Annotated in this window: 17 protein-coding genes; 12 read left to right on the top strand and 5 right to left on the bottom strand. The window is 65.0% G+C overall.

What is annotated here, in order from left to right:
* Positions 1-12: 12 nt before the first annotated feature.
* Together C9I57_RS07385 and pxpB are read right to left on the bottom strand one after the other, a co-directional pair.
* Positions 13-1,068 (bottom strand): biotin-dependent carboxyltransferase family protein, encoded by a 1,056-nt coding sequence (locus tag C9I57_RS07385; RefSeq protein WP_107149978.1) that lies wholly within the window; start codon positions 1,066-1,068, stop codon positions 13-15.
* Positions 1,065-1,718: a 5-oxoprolinase subunit PxpB gene (pxpB, locus tag C9I57_RS07380; RefSeq protein ID WP_107149977.1), complete on the bottom strand. Its 654-nt coding sequence runs from the start codon at positions 1,716-1,718 to the stop codon at positions 1,065-1,067. The genes C9I57_RS07385 and pxpB overlap by 4 nt, the downstream gene beginning before the upstream one ends.
* A 194-nt stretch (positions 1,719-1,912) precedes the next feature.
* On the opposite strand from pxpB, the gene C9I57_RS07375 reads away from it, so the two are divergent.
* The gene (locus C9I57_RS07375; RefSeq protein ID WP_107150182.1) at positions 1,913-3,550 is read left to right on the top strand and encodes a gamma-glutamyltransferase family protein; all 1,638 of its coding nucleotides are present in this window, start codon (positions 1,913-1,915) and stop codon (positions 3,548-3,550) included.
* A 46-nt stretch (positions 3,551-3,596) separates the two neighbouring features.
* Here the strand turns inward: C9I57_RS07375 and C9I57_RS07370 are convergent, their stop codons facing one another.
* Positions 3,597-4,196 carry a 5-formyltetrahydrofolate cyclo-ligase gene (locus C9I57_RS07370; protein WP_181321759.1) on the bottom strand — a complete coding sequence of 200 codons (600 nt, stop codon included), beginning with the start codon at positions 4,194-4,196 and terminating at the stop codon, positions 3,597-3,599.
* 20 nt (positions 4,197-4,216) lie between these two features.
* Here C9I57_RS07370 and C9I57_RS07365 point away from each other — a divergent pair, with 20 nt between their 5' ends.
* The 4 genes from C9I57_RS07365 to C9I57_RS07350 all read left to right on the top strand — a co-directional run bounded on the left by C9I57_RS07365 (position 4,217) and on the right by C9I57_RS07350 (position 9,295).
* A complete protein-coding gene (locus C9I57_RS07365; RefSeq protein ID WP_107149975.1) occupies positions 4,217-6,190 on the top strand; it encodes a lytic transglycosylase domain-containing protein in 1,974 nt (657 codons plus the stop codon).
* 100 nt (positions 6,191-6,290) lie between these two features.
* Positions 6,291-7,247 carry a complex I NDUFA9 subunit family protein gene (locus tag C9I57_RS07360; RefSeq protein WP_107150181.1) on the top strand — a complete coding sequence of 319 codons (957 nt, stop codon included), beginning with the start codon at positions 6,291-6,293 and terminating at the stop codon, positions 7,245-7,247.
* A gap of 155 nt (positions 7,248-7,402) precedes the next feature.
* Positions 7,403-8,056 carry a glutathione S-transferase family protein gene (locus C9I57_RS07355; protein WP_107149974.1) on the top strand — a complete coding sequence of 218 codons (654 nt, stop codon included), beginning with the start codon at positions 7,403-7,405 and terminating at the stop codon, positions 8,054-8,056.
* A gap of 6 nt (positions 8,057-8,062) precedes the next feature.
* Positions 8,063-9,295 carry a multifunctional CCA addition/repair protein gene (locus tag C9I57_RS07350; RefSeq protein ID WP_107149973.1) on the top strand — a complete coding sequence of 411 codons (1,233 nt, stop codon included), beginning with the start codon at positions 8,063-8,065 and terminating at the stop codon, positions 9,293-9,295.
* Here C9I57_RS07350 and C9I57_RS07345 read toward each other — a convergent pair.
* Positions 9,292-10,512 (bottom strand): class I SAM-dependent methyltransferase, encoded by a 1,221-nt coding sequence (locus tag C9I57_RS07345; protein ID WP_107149972.1) that lies wholly within the window; start codon positions 10,510-10,512, stop codon positions 9,292-9,294. The genes C9I57_RS07350 and C9I57_RS07345 overlap by 4 nt on opposite strands.
* Positions 10,513-10,525: 13 nt before the next feature.
* Between C9I57_RS07345 and C9I57_RS07340 the strand changes: the two genes are divergently transcribed.
* The 6 genes from C9I57_RS07340 (at position 10,526) to C9I57_RS07315 (ending at position 17,383) form a co-directional block, all read left to right on the top strand.
* Positions 10,526-11,359 carry an SDR family oxidoreductase gene (locus tag C9I57_RS07340; RefSeq protein WP_107149971.1) on the top strand — a complete coding sequence of 278 codons (834 nt, stop codon included), beginning with the start codon at positions 10,526-10,528 and terminating at the stop codon, positions 11,357-11,359.
* A gap of 64 nt (positions 11,360-11,423) precedes the next feature.
* Complete coding sequence (locus tag C9I57_RS07335; RefSeq protein ID WP_107149970.1) at positions 11,424-11,828, top strand: dihydroneopterin aldolase; 405 nt, start codon at positions 11,424-11,426, stop codon at positions 11,826-11,828.
* The gene (gene ttcA, locus C9I57_RS07330) at positions 11,825-12,874 is read left to right on the top strand and encodes a tRNA 2-thiocytidine(32) synthetase TtcA (RefSeq protein WP_107149969.1); all 1,050 of its coding nucleotides are present in this window, start codon (positions 11,825-11,827) and stop codon (positions 12,872-12,874) included. Before C9I57_RS07335 ends, ttcA begins: the two co-directional genes overlap by 4 nt.
* Before the next feature lie 120 nt (positions 12,875-12,994).
* Positions 12,995-14,353, top strand: coding sequence for a bifunctional UDP-N-acetylglucosamine diphosphorylase/glucosamine-1-phosphate N-acetyltransferase GlmU (gene glmU, locus C9I57_RS07325; RefSeq protein WP_107149968.1), 1,359 nt, complete (start codon positions 12,995-12,997; stop codon positions 14,351-14,353).
* A gap of 85 nt (positions 14,354-14,438) precedes the next feature.
* Positions 14,439-16,256: a glutamine--fructose-6-phosphate transaminase (isomerizing) gene (glmS, locus tag C9I57_RS07320; protein ID WP_107149967.1), complete on the top strand. Its 1,818-nt coding sequence runs from the start codon at positions 14,439-14,441 to the stop codon at positions 16,254-16,256.
* A 140-nt stretch (positions 16,257-16,396) separates the two neighbouring features.
* Positions 16,397-17,383 carry a CorA family divalent cation transporter gene (locus tag C9I57_RS07315; RefSeq protein ID WP_181321758.1) on the top strand — a complete coding sequence of 329 codons (987 nt, stop codon included), beginning with the start codon at positions 16,397-16,399 and terminating at the stop codon, positions 17,381-17,383.
* Between the two features lie 4 nt (positions 17,384-17,387).
* Here the strand turns inward: C9I57_RS07315 and C9I57_RS07310 are convergent, their stop codons facing one another.
* On the bottom strand, positions 17,388-17,666 hold the full coding sequence (locus C9I57_RS07310; protein WP_107149965.1) for a hypothetical protein: 279 nt from the start codon (positions 17,664-17,666) through the stop codon (positions 17,388-17,390).
* A 569-nt stretch (positions 17,667-18,235) separates the two neighbouring features.
* On the opposite strand from C9I57_RS07310, the gene C9I57_RS07305 reads away from it, so the two are divergent.
* Positions 18,236-18,808 carry a hypothetical protein gene (locus C9I57_RS07305; protein WP_146166181.1) on the top strand — a complete coding sequence of 191 codons (573 nt, stop codon included), beginning with the start codon at positions 18,236-18,238 and terminating at the stop codon, positions 18,806-18,808.
* Positions 18,809-18,898: the final 90 nt, after the last annotated feature.

Genomic DNA, 18,898 nt, shown 5'->3' with positions numbered 1-18,898 from the left:
TATGAACCGCATTCAAGCGGCGCGCGTGGATCGTTGCAGCCGCTCTTCGTACATCGCCATCGCGGCATCGATTTGCCGCAGATAGGCATTTTCCTCGCTGAGTGCGAAACGGGCCTCCTCAATTGTGCTAGGCATGAACCGAATCGTGCCATTCAACCTGACTTGAGCGAGCCGCCACAGATCGGCGCGAATCACGGCGCCGATACGCGGGTAGCCGCCCGTCGTTTGCGCATCGCTCATCAGCACGATAGGCTGGCCGTTCGGCGGCACCTGGATCGTGCCCGGCAGTACCGCGTGCGAGGCCAATTCGCCGGGCGATTCGCGCACGAGTTGCCGGCCCGACAGCCTATACCCCATACGGTTGCTTTGCGGTGTCACGCGCCATTCCTCGGACCACAACGCTTCGTGCGCCGAATCCGCGAAGCTATCGTATTCCGGACCGCGCAGCACGCGGATCGGCACGCCGGGCTGGGCGCCGGCCGCATGCTTGCCGCGCCGCACGCGTCCGTGCTCGTGCCCCACCTGCGCGAAGCGGCACCATTCGGGCGCCTTGACGCCGACGGGCGGTGCGTCGATGGGCACTGCACCGCCGACCCTCGCGACCGTCGCGCCGAGGGCGAGCACGTCGCCTTCTCGCAGCGAGCGTCCGCCGACGCCGCCGAAATGCGCGCCAATGTCCGTGCTGCGCGAGCCGAGCATCGGGAGCACGTCGATGCCGCCGCGGACGCAGACATAGCCGCGCATGCCTCGCCTTGCTCCATGCAAAACGAGCGCCTGCCCCGCGCGCACGGGCAGGCTCCACCATGCGGGAACGGGCGCGTCGTCGAGCGTTGCGCCGAACTCGGCGCCCGTTACGGCAATGCGCGTCGCTTCCGTGAAGCGCAGCGCCGTCGGGCCCACGGTGACCTCGATCGCAGCCGCCGACGGCATGTTGCCGACGAGCCGGTTGCCGACTTCGAGCGCCAGCGTGTCGAGCGCGCCGGCCGCCGCGATGCCGAGGTGGCGGTAGCCGTGCCGGCCGAGATCCTGCACCGACGCGATCGCGCCGGCGCGCAGCACTTCGATCATCGTTCGAACCCCGCTATCGTGAACCGTACGCGGTCGCCCGGCTGCAGCAGCGTGGGCGGCGTGCGGGCCGGATCGAAAAGCGTGACCTCGGTGCGCCCGATCAGCTGCCAGCCGCCCGGGGAGGAAGCCGGATAGACGCCCGTCTGCGCGCCCCCGATGCCGACGGACCCGGCCGGCACCTCGATGCGCGGCGCGGCGCGACGCGGCGTATGGAGCGCCGCGTCGAGGCCGCCGAGATAGGCGAATCCCGGCTGAAAGCCGAGAAAGAAAACGACGTATTCGCCCTGCGTGTGCCGCTTGATCACCTCCTCGGCGTCGAGGCCGGTGTGGGCGGCCACATCGGCGAGATCGGGGCCGAACTCGCCGCCGTACCGCACGGGAATCTCGATTTCGCGCGCGGGCGGCCGCGCCTGCGCGGGGCGTTCCCACGCCTCGGCGAGCATCGAAGCGAGCGTCGAGGCGTCGGCGGCGAACGGATCGAAAACGACGGTCAGGTTGTTCATGCCGGGCACGACCTCGACCACGTTCGGCCACTGCCGCGCGGTTTCGGCGACGGCCCAGACGCGCTCCTGCCAGGCCAGTGTTGCCGGCGGCGGCGCTTCGCAGACGAGCGCGGCTTCGCCGAAAGGGAAGATACGGGGCGCGGTCATGGTCGGAGTCTCGGCGATAGTGGGCATCGGCACTCGAGACGCTGCACGCGGCATCGCCTTTTGCCGGCACGATCGACATTATCGGGGAAGCGCGCGGCGTCGGCTTGGCGTCCGCTTCGCAGCGGCGAATCGGCGCATTGCCTTATGCTTGGGCAACCGTTTACTTCATTCGCTTTCCTTTTTCTTTCAGTCCCATGTCCACATTCAACTGGCAGAACCCCTATCCGACCGTCCGCATGCCCGTCTTCGCGCGCAACGTCGTCGCCACCTCGCATCCGCTGGCCGCGCAGGCCGGGCTACGTGCGATCTGGCAAGGCGGCAACGCGGTCGACGCGACCATCGCCGCGGCGGCCGTCATGACCATCGTCGAGCCCGTCTCGAACGGCCTCGGCAGCGATGCCTTCGCGCTCGTCTGGGACGGCGAGAAGCTGCACGGCCTCAATGCGTCCGGCGTCGCACCCGCCGCGTGGAGCGTCGACTACTTCAGGAAGAAATACGGCGAGGAGCGCGGCATCGCGCGCCAGCCGAAGCGCGGCCCCGACTCGATCACGGTGCCGGGCGTCGTCGCCGGTTGGGAGGCCCTGCACGCGCGCTTCGGCAGCCTGCCGTTCGCCGACCTGATGGCCAGCGCGATCGAGATAGCCGAACGCGGGCACGCCGTCGCCCCTGTCGTCGCGCACAAGTGGGCGGCCGCCGTCCCCGAGCTGAAAGACTTGCCCGGCTATGCCGCGACGTTCATGCCGCACGGCCGCGCGCCGACGACGGGCGAGTTCGTCCGGTTTCCCGGCCATGCCCACGCGCTGAAAATCCTGGCGAAGGAGGGGCCGCGCGCCTACTACGAAGGCGAACTGGCCGAGCGTATCGCGGCGTTCATCGCGCAGTGCGGCGGCGCCATGACGAAGGAGGATCTGCGCGAGTTCAAGGCCGAATGGGTCGAGCCGATCGAGAAGGATTACCGCGGCTGCACCGTGCACGAGATTCCGCCGAACGGTCAGGGGATCGCCGCGCTGATCGCGCTCGGCATTCTCGAGAAGTTCGGCGTCGGCGACCTGCCGCTCGACAGCGTCGCGTCGCAGCATCTGCAAATCGAAGCGATGAAGCTCGCGTTCGCCGACGTCTATCGCTATGTGGCCGATCCGCGCTCGATGGAGGTGACGCCAGGGCAAATGCTCGACGACGCCTATCTCACGGCGCGCGCGAAGCTCATCGATCCGGACCGGGCGACGCAGTTCGATTTCGGCATGCCGCGCGCGGGCGGCACGATCTACCTCTCCGCCGCCGACGAGAAGGGCATGATGGTGAGCTTCATTCAGTCGAACTACATGGGGTTCGGCTCCGGGCTCGTCGTGCCGGACTACGGCATTTCGCTGCAGAACCGCGGCAGCGGGTTTTCGATGGACCCGCGCTCGCCGAACGCCGTCGCCGGCGGCAAGCGCCCGTTTCACACGATCATCCCGGCCTTTCTCACGCAGCGCGTGAACGGTCGGCGCGAAGCCGTGATGAGCTTCGGCGTGATGGGCGGCGATATGCAGCCGCAGGGCCATCTGCAGACGGTCGTGCGCATGCTCGACTATCGCCAGCAGCCGCAAGCGGCCTGCGATGCGCCGCGCTGGAAGGTCAATCGCGATTTCTCGCTCGATGTCGAAACGGCGATGAGTCGCGAAACGGTCGCGGGACTCCAGGCGCGCGGGCATCGACTCAAGTCGGTCGACGATCCCTACATGGATTTCGGCTCGGGGCAGTTCATCTGGCGTCTCGACGGCGCTAACCCCGATCACGGCTACGTCGCGGCGAGCGATAGCCGGCGCGACGGCATCGCGGCCGGGTCCTGAGTCCGCGGGCGTCCGGTTGCTTCGACGGGCGTAAAGTTCAGCGCGGTCAGCGCGCGGAGCGAATCCGCACGCGCCGTTCGGTGACGACCGCGTCGAGCGGCACATCGTGCGGCTCGCGCGGCAGCGCCGCCACACGGCATGCTTCGAACGCGACGCCGGCCGTCACCGGTTTCGCGGTGTCGGGCCACGCGGCCAGCGTGCGATCGTAGTAGCCGCCGCCGTAGCCCAGACGGTAGCACTCTTCGTCGAAGCCGACGCAAGGCACGAAGAGCAGATCGGGCAGCACGGCGGGCGTATCCTGCGGCTCGGCGATCCGGTGCTCGCCGACGCGCATCGGCGTCGTGGGCGTCCATGCGTGAAACGCAAGCGCCTGCCCTCTCACGGCGATGACGGGCAACGCGGCCTGCCTGCGGACATCGCCCGCGAGCCATTCGGCGAGCGCGCCGCGCGCATCGAATTCGCCGGCGAGCGGCCAATAGAAGCCGACCGTACGAGGCTCGTAGCGAGCCAGCAGATCGAGCATCGCGGCCTTCAGCGCAATATCGGCGCCGTTCTCTGCGGCCGCCGCGAGCCGTGCTTCGCGCAAGGCTTTTCGCCATTCGGCTTTCGATTTTTCGGCAGGGTTGCGTGCTATGCTTTCGCTCAATTTTTGCTCCACGATCCAAGATGTCGAATCGCCTTTTTCGAGTATATCGCGCGGCTTGCTCCGCTCTGGCCGCGGCGGCACTCGTTGCGTGCGCCACGGCGTCCGCCGGGCGTCACAGCACTTCTCCCTCGGCCCTGACAGACGATCAGATCTTCGTTCAGCTTCGCGAAGCGGCGCGCAACAACGATGCGGCGCGCGCGGCGCAGCTCGCGAGCATGATCCCCGACTATCCGGCGCCGTCGTACGTCGAATACTTCCAGATCAAGCCGCAGCTCTTCGACAGCTCCGGCCATGCACGGCTCGACGCGCCCGATGCGCCCGTGCTTTCGTTCCTGCAGCGTCACGACGGCGAGGCCATCGCCGATCGTCTGCGCAACGACTACCTCGTCGTGCTCGGGGCGCGTCACGACTGGAAGAACTTCGATGCGCAGTACGCGCGTTTCGTCCTCGACGACGATACGCAGGTGAAATGCTATGCGCTCGAATCGCGCGCCGCGCGCGGCGAGAGCGTGGCCGGTGCGGCGCGCGCATTGCTCGTCGAGCCGCGCTGGTATGGCGACGGCTGCGTCGATCTCATCACAGCGCTGGCGATCAACGGGCAATTCACGTCGGACGACGTCTGGCAGCAGATTCGCCTTTCTTACGAGCAAGGCGCGACCACGACGGGCGGCCGGCTCTTCGACGCGCTCGGCACGGCGCGGCCCGATCCGACGCTGATCGATCAGGCGACGAGCGCGCCGCCCCTCGTGCTCGCGCGCGGCGTGGGGATCGATGCCGCTTCGCACCAGCTCGCGTTGCTCGCGATCACGGAGATGGCGCACAACGACGCCGCCACTGCCGCGGCCGCTTTCGCGACGATCGCGCCGTCCCTGTCGCTCGCCGAGCGCGCGATCGGCTGGGGGACGATCGGCTATCAGGCCGCCGTGCATCAGGTGCCGGGCGCCGTCGACTGGTACCGCCTGTCGGCCAACGCGCCGCTCTCGTATCCGGCTTATGAGTGGCGCACGCGCAGTGCGCTTTTGGCCGGCGATTGGACGATGGTGCGCTGGTCGATCGAGCAGATGCCCGAGGCGCTGCGTGCCCGGCCGGCCTGGGTCTATTGGCACGCGCGCGCACTGAAGCAGGCCGGCGACACCGCGACGGCCAACGCGGAGTTCGAGCGCATCGCCTCGCGCTTCGACTTCTACGGTCAACTGGCGGCCGAAGAGTTGGGCCGCAAGATCACCCTGCCGCCGAAGACGGTCGTGACGGACGCGGAAGTCGAAGCCGCAAGCAAGACGCCAGGTTTTGAACTCGCGCGGCGCTTTTATGCGCTCAATTTGCGGCTCGAAGGCAATCGCGAATGGAACTGGCCGCTACGCGGCATGACGGATAGGCAACTGCTCGCCGTCGCCGAATACGCGCGCCGCATCGAGCTCTACGATCGCACCGTCAACACGGCCGATCGCACGCAGGCCGAGCACGATTTCTCGTTGCGCTATCTGTCGCCGTTCCGCGATATCGTCGAGCGCGACGCGCAGACGAACGGGCTCGACGTCGAATGGGCCTACGGCCTCATCCGTCAGGAGTCGCGCTTCATCATCGATGCGCGCTCCGGCGTCGGCGCGGGCGGCCTGATGCAGCTGATGCCGGCCACCGCGCGGATGGTCGCCAAGAAGATCGGGCTCGGGCCCGTCACGGCGGAGCAGCTGAGCGACATCAACACGAACATCCTGCTCGGCACGAGCTACCTGTCGATGATCTACAATCAGTTCGACGGCCAGCCCGTGCTCGCCACGGCCGGCTACAACGCCGGGCCGGGCCGTCCGCGCCAGTGGCGGGCGGCGTTGACGCGTCCCGTCGAGGGTGCCGTTTTCGCGGAGACGATTCCGTTCAACGAAACGCGTGACTACGTCAAGAACGTGATGTCCAACACCGTCTATTATGCGGCGCTGTTCGAAGGTCGTCCTCAATCGCTGAAGGCGCGGCTTAGCGTCATCCTGCCCGAGCAGTGATGCTTTGACGCGCTCGCTCCGGGCACCGCGCCCGGGGTGACCGGCGATGCATGGCGCATTCGGGCGCGACGGCTTGGCGGCGCTGCGTCAGGAGGCGAAGATGCGACATGAATCGATTGCTTTGATCGGCGGCTCCGGCTTCATCGGCAGTCATCTCGCCAACGCGCTCGTCGCGGCCGGCAAGCGGGTGCGCATTGCGACCCGCCGCCGCGATAACGCGCGGCACCTGACGCTGCTGCCGCTCGACGTCATCGAGGTCGACGTGTTCGATCCCGTCGATCTCGCCCGGTTCGTGGAGGGCACGGATGCGGTCGTCAATCTCGTCGGCACCTTGCAAGGCGGACGATGCGATCCGTACGGCCCCGAGTTCGCGAGGCTCCATGTCGAGTTGCCGACGAAGATCGTCGCGGCCTGCGAGGGCAAGAGCGTGCATCGGCTCGTCCACTTGAGCGCGCTCGGCGCGGACCCTCAAGGGCCGAGCATGTATCTGCGCTCGAAGGGCGATGGCGAGAAGGCCGTGCGCGGCGCGATGCGGATTGCTTCGACGATCTTTCGGCCGTCGGTCGTCTTCGGGCCCGAGGATCGTTTTCTCAATACCTTCGCGCTGCTGCAGCGGTTCTTTCCCGTCATACCGCTCGCGAAGCCCGACGCGAAGTTCCAACCCGTGTTCGTCGGCGATGTGGCGAGGGCCATCGTCAACACGCTCGATCTCGACGCGGCCACGGGCCGGACCTATGAGCTCGGCGGCCCTTCCGTTTATTCGCTCGAGGCGATCGTGCGTTTTTGCGGCGAGGCGACGGGGCGGCACGCGCGCGTCGTAAGGCTGCCCGAGGCGTTCGCCTATATGCAGGCGATGACGTTCGAGCTGCTACCGGGCGCACCGCTCATCACGCGCGATAATCTCGATTCGATGAAGATCGATTCGGTCATGCACGGGCCGCTTGCGCCCGAGCTCGGCGTCGAGCCGGCGAGCATGGAGGCAATCGCGCCCGCGTATCTCGGCAATGCGTCGTTCGGCTCGCGCTTCAGTAGTTTTCGGACGACGGCGGGCCGGTAGTATCGTGGTACGGCTCGTGACGCGGCGACACCGCGGCGGCGCCGCGTCGCCCGCGCCGTGTTGAACGGAATTGCACGGAATCGCATCGAATTCGAGCGCACCATTCGGCAAGATTTCCTGAACCTGTTTCTACGTCCGTCCTCGAAAGGTGATCGATGAAACTGATAATCGCTGACAAGAACTATTCGTCGTGGTCGATGCGGCCTTGGGTGCTCATGCGGCACGCCGGCATTCCTTTCGAGGAAGTGCTCATCGAGCTCGATCGACCCGACTCGGCGGCTCGCATCCGCGAATACTCGCCGTCGGGGAAGGTGCCGTGCCTCGTGACCGATGACGGCCAATCGATCTGGGAATCGCTCGCCATCTTCGAGACGCTCGCCGAGCGTTATCCGGACCGCTCGCTCTGGCCCGAAGATGCGGCCAAGCGTGCGCACGCGCGCTCGATCGCGAGCGAGATGCATGGCGGTTTTGGCGAGCTGCGTTCGGCGATGCCGATGAACATCCGCGCGAAGGGGCCCGGTATCGGCGGCACGCCGGCGGCGCTGGCCGATGTCGCGCGGATCGACGCGATCTGGTCCGAGTGCCTGGCGCGCCATGGCGGCCCGTTCCTCTTCGGCGCCGCGTTCGGCATTGCCGACGCGATGTATGCGCCCGTCGTCATGCGCTTCAATTCGTATGCACCGAAGCTTTCCGCGGCCGCGAATGCTTACGCCGGCCGCGTCACGGCGCTGCCGGCCGTGAACGAGTGGATCGCGGCGGCGCGCAGCGAAACGCACCGTATCGACAAATACGACAGCATCGTTGCTTGAACGTCGATGAAGATCTACGCAGTCGGCGGCGCCATCCGCGATGAATTGCTCGGCGTGCCCGTGGTGGACCGCGACTACGTCGTCGTCGGGGCGACACCCGAGCAGATGATCGCGCAGGGATTTCGCCCCGTCGGCAAGGATTTCCCCGTTTTCCTGCACCCGCAGACGAACGAGGAATACGCGCTCGCGCGCACCGAGCGCAAGACGGCGGCCGGCTATCACGGCTTCCAGTTCTACTACGCGCCCGATGTGACGCTCGAGCAGGACCTCGAGCGCCGCGATCTGACGATCAACGCGATGGCGCGTGAGCTGCGGCCCGACGGCGAGCTGACGGGGCCCGTGATCGACCCCTTCGGCGGGCAGGCCGATCTCGCCGCGAAGCGGTTTCGTCACGTCGGGCGCGCGTTCGTCGAAGATCCCGTGCGCATTCTGCGTCTTGCGCGTTTCGCGGCACGCTTTCATGACTTTCACGTCGCCGCCGAAACGCTCGCTTTGATGAAGACGATGGTCTCGGCCGGCGAAGTCGATGCGCTCGTGCCCGAGCGCGTGTGGCAGGAGATCTCGCGCGGGCTGATGGAAAAAAAGCCGTCGCGCATGTTCGAAACGTTGCGCGAGTGCGGCGCGCTGAACCGCGTGCTGCCCGAAGTCGACGCGTTGTACGGCGTGCCGCAGCGCGCCGATTACCACCCCGAGGTCGATACGGGCGTGCACGTGATGATGGTGGTCGATTATGCGGCCGCGCGCGGCTATGCCTTGCCCGTGCGTTTCGCCGCGCTCACGCACGATCTGGGCAAGGCGACGACGCCCGAGGACGTGCTGCCTCGCCATATCGGTCACGAAATGCGCAGCGTCGATCTGTTGAAGGGGCTATGCGAGCGCTTGCGCGTGCCGAACGAATGCCGGGACCTCGCGGTGCTCGTCGCGCGCGAGCACGGCAACATTCATCGCGTGATGGAGATGGGCGCGGCTGCGCTCGTGCGGCTCTTCGAGCGTTCCGACGCACTGCGCAAGCCCGCGCGGTTCGCCGAGGCGCTGCAGGCTTGCGAAGCCGATGCGCGCGGGCGGCTCGGCTTCGAGACGCGCGAGTATCCGCAGGCGGAGCGGCTAAGGGTAGCCCTCGTGGCCGCGCGGGGCGTCGATGCGGGAGCCGTTGCCCAGAAGTTCGCCGAGAAGCCTTCGAAGATCAAGGAGGCGGTGCACCGCGCGCGCGTGGAAGCGGTGGAGGCGGCGCTCCGTTAGAGCGTGTGCGATCGATCGCCGCGCGCGAACGCGTCGAGCGTGCCGTCGACGCCGCGCGAGAAGGCGATCACCTTGAAGAGCTCTCCCATCTCCGCTTCCGACAGCAGCTTCTGGACCGCGTTGGCGGCCGGAAGAAAGCGTGCCGGATCGGCTGGGTCGAGCTCGCCTAGCGCCTCGGTGATGCCGGCATTCATCAGAAACCGCGCTTGCGACGTATAGCCGAGCAAATCTGCCCCCGTTTCGACGCCCGCCTCGGCGATGCCCGTGAATTCAACGTGCGCCGTGATGTCCTGAAGGCCCGGATAGACGAACGGATCGCCATGGGCGCGATGCCGGTAGTGGCACATCAGCGTGCCTTCCGTGCGCTGGACGTGGTAGTACTCGCGGCGCGGAAAGCCGTAATCGACGAAGAACGCCGCGCCGCGTTTCAGCATCGCGCATACCGTTCGCATGAAGCCGGTAGCGGCTGCGTGCGTTTCGGTCACGTAGTCAGTCCCGACGTCCGTTTCCGCATCGATTTCCGCCAGCAGCGCCGCGTCGTGCTCGGACAAATCGAGACCTGCCTCGCCTGGGCGCCGATCTTCGAAGGCGAAGCCGCCGTTGCCGCTCTTCGCCACGCCGCGTTCGTGCCAGATTCCTCCCGCGCGCGAGAAGAGCTTGACCGGCATTGCATCGAGCACTTCATTGCCGAGCATGACGCCTTCGAACCGATCCGGCAGCGCATCGAGCCAGCGCACGCGCGAGGCGAGCGGGCCCGCAAGCTTCGAGATCGTTTCGCGTTGCCGTTCGCGCAATTCGCCCGAAAGCTCGACGATCGAGTAGCTGTCGAATTCCGCGCCGAGCGCGCCAAGCGCATCGAGAACCCCTGCCGCGAGCCTTCCCGTGCCGGCGCCGAACTCCATCAGATGGCGCGTGCCGCTTGCTTCGAGCGCTTGCGCGAGCGGCCGGGCGAGCGTGGCCGCAAAAAGCGGCGAAAGCTCCGGCGCGGTGATGAAATCGCTGCCGTCGCCGCTGCCGCGGCCGAACTTGCGCGCGCCGCCGCTGTAGTAGCCGAGGCGCGGAGCGTACAGCGCGCGTTCCATGTAGCGGTCGAAGGGCAGCCAGCCGCCCGCCGCGGCGATCTCCTCGCGAATCAGGCCGGCAAGCGCCGCCGAGGCCGCGAGCGCGTCCGCGCCGGGAACAGGTAAACTATCGGGTTCGTGAGCATTCTGAATCATTCGAGCATTGTAAATGAGCGTGTTTCCCGAGTCCGCCACCGGCACTGACGCCGCCTCCGCGCAGGCCGCGCATGTGAGCCGCGTCGTCCTCGTCACGGGGGGCGCCCGGCGGATCGGCCGTGCGCTCGCGCTCGGGTTCGCGGAGGCGGGCTGGGACGTGGCCGTTCATTACGGCGCCGCGCGCGCCGAGGCCGAAGCGACCGTCGCCGAGATTCGGGCGCTCGGCCGCCGTGCCTGCGCGCTCCATGCCGATTTAGCCGTCGAGGCAGCCGTCGCCGAACTCGTGCCGGCATGCACGGCGGCGCTCGGGCGGCCCGCTTGCGTCATCAACAACGCCTCGATCTTCGAGGAAGATACCGCGCAAAACGTCGGCTACGACATGCTGCTGCGGCTGACGGCCGTCAACGTCGGCGCGCCGCTCGTGCTCGCGCGCAAGTTGTATGACGCAACGCCCGAAGCGGCGCGCGAGGACGAGACGTTGCGCTCGGTCGTCATCAACGTGCTCGATCAGAAGCTCTATAACTTGAACCCGGACTATCTGTCGTACACGCTGACAAAAGCGGCGTTGCAGACCGCGACCGTGACGCTTGCGCAGACCTTGGCACCGAAAGTGCGCGTCGTCGGGTTGGCGCCCGGGCTGACGCTGCAATCGGGGGACCAGACGCCGGAGAGCTTCGCCGCCGCGCACCGCGTGACGCCGCTTGGCCGCGCGACAAAGCTCGAGGATATCGTTGCCGCGGCGCGCTATCTCGCCGATGCCCGTGGTATGACCGGGGCGACGTTGCTGGTGGATGGCGGTCAACACCTCGTGCCGCTGCCGCGCGACGTGATGTTTTTGGCCCAGTAAGTCGCGCACGAGACGCTTTGCGTCGTCGCCCTTACGAGGCGCGAACATTTTGGATGGAACGAACATGGTTGCCGCTCTGTTGGACCCCCGGCTCGCCGATTGCCGCAGGCTGTTTCTGCGCAACTACGAGGTTTACATCAACATCGGCGTGCACGAGTTCGAGAAGCGCGGCGAGCAGCGCGTCGTCATCAACGTGGAGCTGTTCGTGCCGTTGAAGGAGACGACGCCCGTGGAAGACAAGTTGCATGAGGTCGTCGACTACGATTTCATGCGCGCAACGATCGCGCACCGCGTCGGCAAGGGGCACATCCACCTGCAGGAGACGCTTTGCGACGACGTCGCCGAAGCTATGCTCGAGCATCCGCAAGTGCGCGCGGTTTGCATATCGACGGAAAAGCCCGACGTCTATCCGGATTGCGACGCCGTGGGCGTCGAGATCTTTCGCTTCAAAGAGGACCACCAAGTATGAACGCGCCCGAGACGGTGTCCATCGCACGAGAGACGACGGAAGAACGCGCCGCGCATGGCGAGCACGGCGCCGCCGATGTCAGCGGCGACGTGCGCGGCACGAGCCGCGCGCTTACGCGCCGCGAGCAGAAGGAAGCCTACGAGAACAACAAGCTCTTCAAGCGGCTTGCGCGCCAGGTCGGCCAGGCGATCGGCGACTACAACATGATCGAGCAGGGCGACAAGGTGATGGTCTGCATGTCGGGCGGCAAGGATAGCTACGCGCTGCTCGATATCCTGCTGCGTCTGCGAGACCGCGCGCCGATCGACTTCGAGATCGTCGCGGTCAGCCTCGACCAGAAGCAGCCCGGATTTCCCGAGCATGTGCTGCCCGAGTATCTGTCGAGCCGCAACGTGCCGTTCCACATCGAAAATCAGGACACCTACAGCATCGTCAAGCGCCTCGTGCCCGAGGGCAAGACGACGTGCTCGCTCTGCTCGCGGCTGCGGCGCGGCATTCTCTATCGCGTGGCCGGCGAGCTGGGGGCGACGAAGATCGCGCTCGGGCATCATCGCGACGACATCTTGCAGACCGTCTTGCTGAACCTGTTCTATGGCGGCAAGTTGAAGGGCATGCCGCCCAAGCTGCAGTCTGACGATGGCAAGAACATCGTCATCAGGCCGCTCGCTTATGTGAAGGAAGCCGATCTCGAGAAATACGCCGAACTGCGCGATTTCCCGATCATTCCTTGCAACCTCTGCGGCTCTCAGCCGAACTTGAAGCGCGCCGAGATGAAGGCGCTGATCCGCGAATGGGAGAAGCGTTTTCCGGGGCGCGTCGACAATATGTTCAACGCGCTGGCGAATGTCGTTCCTTCGCATCTGATGGATGCGAACCTTTTTCCGTTTTCAGGCTTGCGGGCGACGGGAACCGCTGATCCGCTCGGCGATATCGCGTTCGACGACGACCCTTGCTCGACGAGCGCCGGCGGTGCGGACTCGGGAGCGAGTGGCGGCGACGAGCCGGGCGCGCAGCGGATTTCATTCGCTCAGTTCGACGATCTCTGAAGGCGCGGCGATCGTTCTTTTGCGCCTCGCCGCGGCGCTTTTTGCCGTGCGTCACCCAATATAGAGGCGCACGACGCGATGCTAAAATCGCTCCCTTGAATCCGACTTTATCGCCGCGCAATGAACATCGTCATTTTGGCCGCAGGTGTAGGCAAGCGCATGCGCTCGGCGTTGCCGAAAGTGCTCCATCCGTTGGCCGGCCGGCCGCTCTTGTCCCATGTGATCGATACGGCGCGAGCGCTTCGTCCGTCACGCATCGTCGTCGTGGTGGGGCACGGCGCGCAAGCTGTGCAAGAGGCCGTTGCCGCGCCCGACATCAAGTTCGCGCTGCAAGCCGAGCAGCTCGGTACGGGCCATGCCGTGCGGCAGGCGTTGCCGCTGCTCGATCCGGCCGAGCCCACACTCGTGCTTTATGGCGATGTGCCGCTGACGATGGCCTCCACGTTGAAGCGCCTCGTCGATGCGGCCATCGACGGATGTTACGGAGTCCTGACGGTCACGCTCGACGATCCGCACGGTTATGGCCGGATCGTGCGCGACTCGGCCGGCTCCGTCGTGCGTATCGTCGAGCAGAAGGATGCGACGCCCGAGGAACTGCGTATCGCCGAAATCAACACTGGCATCGTCGTCGCGCCGACGGGTCAGCTCGCGATGTGGCTCGGCTCGCTGAAGAACGACAACGCGCAGGGCGAGTTCTATTTGACCGATGTGGTCGAGCGCGCGATCGAAGCGGGCTTCGAGATCGTCACGGCTCAGCCCGACGAGGAATGGGAAACGCTGGGTGTTAACAGCAAGGCGCAGCTCGCCGAGCTCGAGCGGATACACCAGCGCAATATCGCTGAATCGCTGCTGCAGGCGGGCGTGACGCTCGCCGATCCCGCGCGGCTCGACGTACGCGGGACGCTCACCTGCGGGCGCGACGTGTCGATCGACATCAATTGCCTCTTCGAAGGTGCCGTGACGCTGGCCGACGACGTGACGATCGGCGCGCACTGTGTGCTGCGCAACGCGACGATCGGTGCGGGGACGCGCGTCGAGCCGTTCACGCATATCGACGGCGCGACGGTCGGCGCGCAAGCGGTTCTGGGCCCGTACGCGCGGCTGCGACCGGGCGCGACGCTCGCCGACGAAGTGCATGTCGGCAACTTCGTCGAAGTGAAGAACGCGATCATCGGAGCGGGCTCGAAGGCCAATCATTTGACGTACATCGGCGATGCCGACGTGGGCGCGCGCGTGAACGTCGGCGCGGGCACGATCACTTGCAACTACGACGGCGCGAACAAGCATCGCACCGTCATCGAAGACGACGTCTTCGTCGGCTCCGATACGCAGCTTGTCGCGCCAGTGCGCGTGGGCCGCGGCGTGACGATCGCCGCGGGCACGACCGTCTGGAAGGACGTGCCCGAGGGCACGCTCGTGCTGAACGAGAAGACGCAGAAGACGCGCGATTACGTGCGTCCCGTGAAGAAAAAAGACTGAAACGGCTGACCGTTTCGCGAGCCGGCGCGCCCACGATGCGCGCCCGCCGAAACGGCCACAGCATCACTCGAAAAAGGAACGACCCATGTGCGGCATTGTCGGCGCGGTTGCGCAACGTAACATCGTTTCCGTCCTCATCGAAGGACTTCGCCGCCTCGAGTATCGCGGCTATGACTCGTGCGGCGTGGCGGTGCTGGCGGGCGGCGAGCCGCACCGTGCGCGCAGCGTGTCGCGAGTGGCCGATCTGGACGCACAAGTGGGCGACGCGCGCCTCGAGGGCGTGACGGGCATCGCGCATACGCGTTGGGCGACACATGGCGCGCCCGTCACCGATAACGCGCATCCGATTTTCTCGCGCGATGCGGTTGCGCTCGTGCACAACGGGATCATCGAGAACTTCGAGTCGCTGCGAGAGGTGTTGCGCGGCAAGGGCTACGAGTTCGTCACGCAGACCGATACCGAAGTGATCGCGCATTTGATTCACAGTCTTTACCGCGGCAGCCTGTACGACGCCGTTTGCGAGGCCGTGAAGCAATTGCACGGTGCCTATGCCATCGCCGTCGTGCATAAGAACGAGCCGAACACGGTGGTGGGTGCGCGACAAGGTTCGCCGCTCGTCGTGGGGCTCGGAGCAGGCGAGAACTTCCTTGCATCGGACGCGCTTGCGCTGGCGGGCAGCACCGAGCGATTCGTTTTCCTCGAAGAAGGCGATGTGACCGAACTGACGCTCGGCGGCGTGCGCATTCGCGACCGTGAGGGCCGCGACGCCGAGCGCGAGGTCCGCACCGTGCATGCTTACGGCGGGGCCGTCGAACTTGGACCCTATCGCCACTTCATGCAGAAGGAGATCTTCGAGCAGCCGCGCGCGATTGCGGACACGGTGCCGCAGACGGATACATTCGACGCGCCGCTCTTCGGCGATGCGGCCGAAGCGGCGTTTCGCGAGATCGACAGCCTGCTGATTCTGGCGTGCGGGACGAGCCATTACTCGGGGCTCACGGCGAAGTATTGGCTCGAATCGATCGCGAAGATTCCGACGCAGGTGGAAATCGCGAGCGAGTACCGTTATCGCGATTCCGTGCCGAATCCGAAGGCACTCGTCGTGGTGATTTCGCAATCGGGCGAGACGGCCGATACGTTAGCCGCGTTGAAGCATGCGCAGAAGCTCGGGCATCGTCATACGCTCTCGATCTGCAACGTTGCGACGAGCGCGATGGTGCGGCTGACCGAGATGGCGTTTCTTACACGGGCCGGACAGGAGATCGGCGTTGCTTCGACGAAGGCGTTCACGACGCAGCTCGTCGCGTTGTTCGCGCTCGCCGTGACGCTCGGGAAACTGCGCGGACATGTCGATGCGGCGGCCGAGGCTGACTATGTGAAGCAGTTGCGGCATTTGCCGGCGGCGCTCAATAGCGTGCTCGCGCTCGAGCCGCAGATTATCGCTTGGTCGGAGGAGTTTTCGCGCAAGGAGAATGCGCTTTTCCTCGGGCGCGGCATGCACTATCCGATCGCGCTCGAAGGCGCGTTGAAGCTTAAAGAGATTTCGTATATTCACGCCGAGGCTTATCCGGCCGGTGAGCTCAAGCACGGGCCGCTCGCGCTCGTGACGGAGGCGATGCCAGTGGTGACGGTCGCGCCGAACGATGCGCTGCTCGAGAAGCTGAAGTCGAATATTCAAGAGGTGCGGGCGCGAGGCGGGCAGCTTTATGTGTTTGCCGATGCGGATACGCGCATCGTCAACGGCGAGGGTATTCACGTCATTCGGATGCCCGAGCACTATGGGATGCTCTCGCCGATTCTTCACGTCGTGCCGCTGCAGTTGCTCGCTTATCACACGGCGTGTGCGCGCGGGACGGATGTCGATAAGCCGCGGAATTTGGCTAAGTCGGTGACGGTGGAGTGAGGGGGGGTATTTGCGTCGCGAATGGTACTGGTCTCGTATCTGATACCACCACTCGCGCGCCCGCAGTCCGCGCACGGCCGGCTCAATGATGTCGATCTCCTCGCGGCCGGATGTGCCTCATCCGCCTGACGGGAGGTCCTATGGAACAAATGCACGAAGCGTCTTTCCCTCTTGCGAGGATATCGAGCGTTCGTGGGGTCGAAAAACTGGAAAACGGAGCCAATCTGCCGAAGTGGCTGGATTCCGACGACCTGTTTTGGATCGACATTGTCGGCGGCGACAAACCCACGCGAGCCGGTCTGTTGCAGCAACTCGGGCTTGAAGACACCGATATCGAATGGGCACAGCGCTTTGGACAAGCCGGCCGGATCACCATCAGCCGCGAAAAATTACGTGCGGTCACATGGCTTGCCAAAGAGGCGAACGGCGGCCTTACCGAAATTCACCTTCTGCGCACGCGGAACTTCATCCTGACCATTTGGGACGGTGACGCCGCCACCCTAGATGGAGCGATGACAGGTTTTGCCGAGCGCGTTGGGCAGTTGAAAGGGACTCCTTATCGTGCTGCCGCGATCGTGCTGCAATTGCTACTCGGAGTACTGGAACATGCAGTCAGTGATATCGACGGTCAGCTTCAGGCAACTGACGTGCAGTTCGAGCGGAATCCGACCGCCATTGATTTCAGAAGCCTGAGCAGTCGTATCCAGCGGTTGCACACTGCTTGGGCGAGCATTGATCGTTACAGCATTGCCGTGAAATCAGCCACCGTCGGCATCGAGGCCATGCCGGGGATGGACCAAAGGGGTGCGGCGGAACTGAATGACTATGCGGAACAGGTGGAAGACGTACAGCACCGACTCCAGGAGCGGTATCGTTGGGGCGCGGAGATCATTCAGCATTTCGCGACCGCGCTCGCGCAGCGTCAAAGCGAGCAGATCAGTCGCTTAACAGTCGTCTCGGTCATCTTTCTGCCGATCACCTTTCTGACGGGCTATTTCGGGATGAATTTCAACTGGATGATCGCGAGACTCAACAATCCCGTTGCATTTGGGCTCCTCGGCGTCCTTCTGCCGATATCGTCCGTTGTCGTCACGGTCGTCTGGTTCAAACGCCGGGGGCTGATGTGAAGGATTACGCGACGCGGCGCCGACACCATTCCATACAGCGTATCCCCGCTCGCTTGGAGCTGCTGCCTGCGCCCTCCTGAGAGCTGAAAGCGGCGCGTTCGCGGTCCTCCAGAAAGTCGAGAAGCCGCTGCAGCCTCAGCATCTGCGCGGTCACCAAACCGTCGGCCTTGGTCAGCTGCGTCACTCTACTGCGCCAGTAGTCGACGCTGAACACCTGATGAGCTATCTCGAGCGATAGAACGCGCTCCAGGTGATGGATTTCGGAATCGATGGTGTGGTCCATGGCAATTACTCGCAATGTGGGCCGTTGATGCTCGGTTCGCAACCCTTCTGCACTCACTGTGCCAACGCTGGCGAACAGGCCCTTGTCGCTTCCGGTGCAAGCGTTTCGACGCGTGCTACTGACACCAGACCGGTAAGCAGAGGCGGGGAAGTGTTGGCCCGCGGCAAACACATTAATCATTGCTGCCGAAGCTCGAAACCAACAGCTGCGTTCGGCACGAGTCCCCGCGCGACAAGCTATCGAATCGCGTTCCTTGGGGACATCTCTCATCAGAACGCAGACGGCTAATCACGCTCGTTTTTGTCTGGCCGTGCCATTACGGTCGGGCTAAAACGAGTTGCAATACTCCAAAAATCGCATTTGACTCCAAGCGTTCGCCGAGCAGCGTGCGCCGTACACCGCTAAACGAGTTCCATCGCTGGAAAATTCCCATCAAAACCGAAGCAACCCGGGGGGGCCGACGTCAGCGTCTTGCACTGATGACGACCGATGCCGTGACGTCGTGGGTGATCTGCACGGCAGTGCAGGTGACTTGCGTTGACCGATTTTGGAGATAAAAGGAGATGAAGATGTCCAACAGCTACTTGAATAAGGCGGTGGCAACCGCGATTGCACTGTTGTCGCTGAATAACGTGGCTTTCGCTCAGGATAGCGACGCATGTACGGTAGCGAGCCTGAGAGGAACGTTCGGCACAAAGATACATGCTGAATTGCTAGGTGTCCTCACCGGAACCGCGCCGAACCAGACGCTCCACCGCTTTGCAGTTCCTGGTGTTATCGACGGCATTGCGCTTCAAACCTTCGACGGAAACGGCACAGGCGCTCAAAAAGACTTCGTGATGCTCAACGGAACGCGACTGCCCGGTGCCCCGGCCGATTTCGAGTCCGACGAGACGCTCTCGTACACGGTGAATTCCGACTGCACCGGCGAGCTCGTCGTCAATATCGGCAATGGCAAACGAACGATTACTACCAAGCTCATCGTCCTCGACCACGGCAATCAGCTGTACAGCGTCACGAGCGCGCAACATGTTTCCACGGGGCCGTCCGCCGCTGACGGAACGAGCTGCGCTGCAGGTTGTGACTTGGCCATCCAGACAAGCACGGTTTCTGTGCGAGTCGGCGGGGAGCGAGGCCGCTAGCGATAAACCCATCCGAATCCCGCTGCGTTACGGCCGACAATCGTCGTCGACCACACCTATGCTAAATGACCGGGGGTAGGCCGGACATGA

The sequence above is a fragment of the Trinickia symbiotica genome, assembly GCF_003028655.1.
Taxonomy (GTDB): Bacteria; Pseudomonadota; Gammaproteobacteria; order Burkholderiales; family Burkholderiaceae; genus Trinickia; species Trinickia symbiotica_A.
Note: the sequence above shows the minus strand (reverse complement) of the source record. Positions and strands in the feature narration are given on the sequence as shown.

Coding starts and splice junctions, on each gene's coding strand:
- C9I57_RS07385 (WP_107149978.1), bottom strand. CDS start 1,068: ATGATCGAAGTGCTGCGCGCCGGCGCGATCGCGTCGGTGCAGGATCTC.
- pxpB (WP_107149977.1), bottom strand. CDS start 1,718: ATGACCGCGCCCCGTATCTTCCCTTTCGGCGAAGCCGCGCTCGTCTGC.
- C9I57_RS07375 (WP_107150182.1), top strand. CDS start 1,913: ATGTCCACATTCAACTGGCAGAACCCCTATCCGACCGTCCGCATGCCC.
- C9I57_RS07365 (WP_107149975.1), top strand. CDS start 4,217: ATGTCGAATCGCCTTTTTCGAGTATATCGCGCGGCTTGCTCCGCTCTG.
- C9I57_RS07360 (WP_107150181.1), top strand. CDS start 6,291: ATGCGACATGAATCGATTGCTTTGATCGGCGGCTCCGGCTTCATCGGC.
- C9I57_RS07355 (WP_107149974.1), top strand. CDS start 7,403: ATGAAACTGATAATCGCTGACAAGAACTATTCGTCGTGGTCGATGCGG.
- C9I57_RS07350 (WP_107149973.1), top strand. CDS start 8,063: ATGAAGATCTACGCAGTCGGCGGCGCCATCCGCGATGAATTGCTCGGC.
- C9I57_RS07345 (WP_107149972.1), bottom strand. CDS start 10,512: ATGATTCAGAATGCTCACGAACCCGATAGTTTACCTGTTCCCGGCGCG.
- C9I57_RS07340 (WP_107149971.1), top strand. CDS start 10,526: ATGAGCGTGTTTCCCGAGTCCGCCACCGGCACTGACGCCGCCTCCGCG.
- C9I57_RS07335 (WP_107149970.1), top strand. CDS start 11,424: ATGGTTGCCGCTCTGTTGGACCCCCGGCTCGCCGATTGCCGCAGGCTG.
- ttcA (WP_107149969.1), top strand. CDS start 11,825: ATGAACGCGCCCGAGACGGTGTCCATCGCACGAGAGACGACGGAAGAA.
- glmU (WP_107149968.1), top strand. CDS start 12,995: ATGAACATCGTCATTTTGGCCGCAGGTGTAGGCAAGCGCATGCGCTCG.
- glmS (WP_107149967.1), top strand. CDS start 14,439: ATGTGCGGCATTGTCGGCGCGGTTGCGCAACGTAACATCGTTTCCGTC.
- C9I57_RS07315 (WP_181321758.1), top strand. CDS start 16,397: ATGGAACAAATGCACGAAGCGTCTTTCCCTCTTGCGAGGATATCGAGC.
- C9I57_RS07310 (WP_107149965.1), bottom strand. CDS start 17,666: ATGGACCACACCATCGATTCCGAAATCCATCACCTGGAGCGCGTTCTA.
- C9I57_RS07305 (WP_146166181.1), top strand. CDS start 18,236: ATGTCCAACAGCTACTTGAATAAGGCGGTGGCAACCGCGATTGCACTG.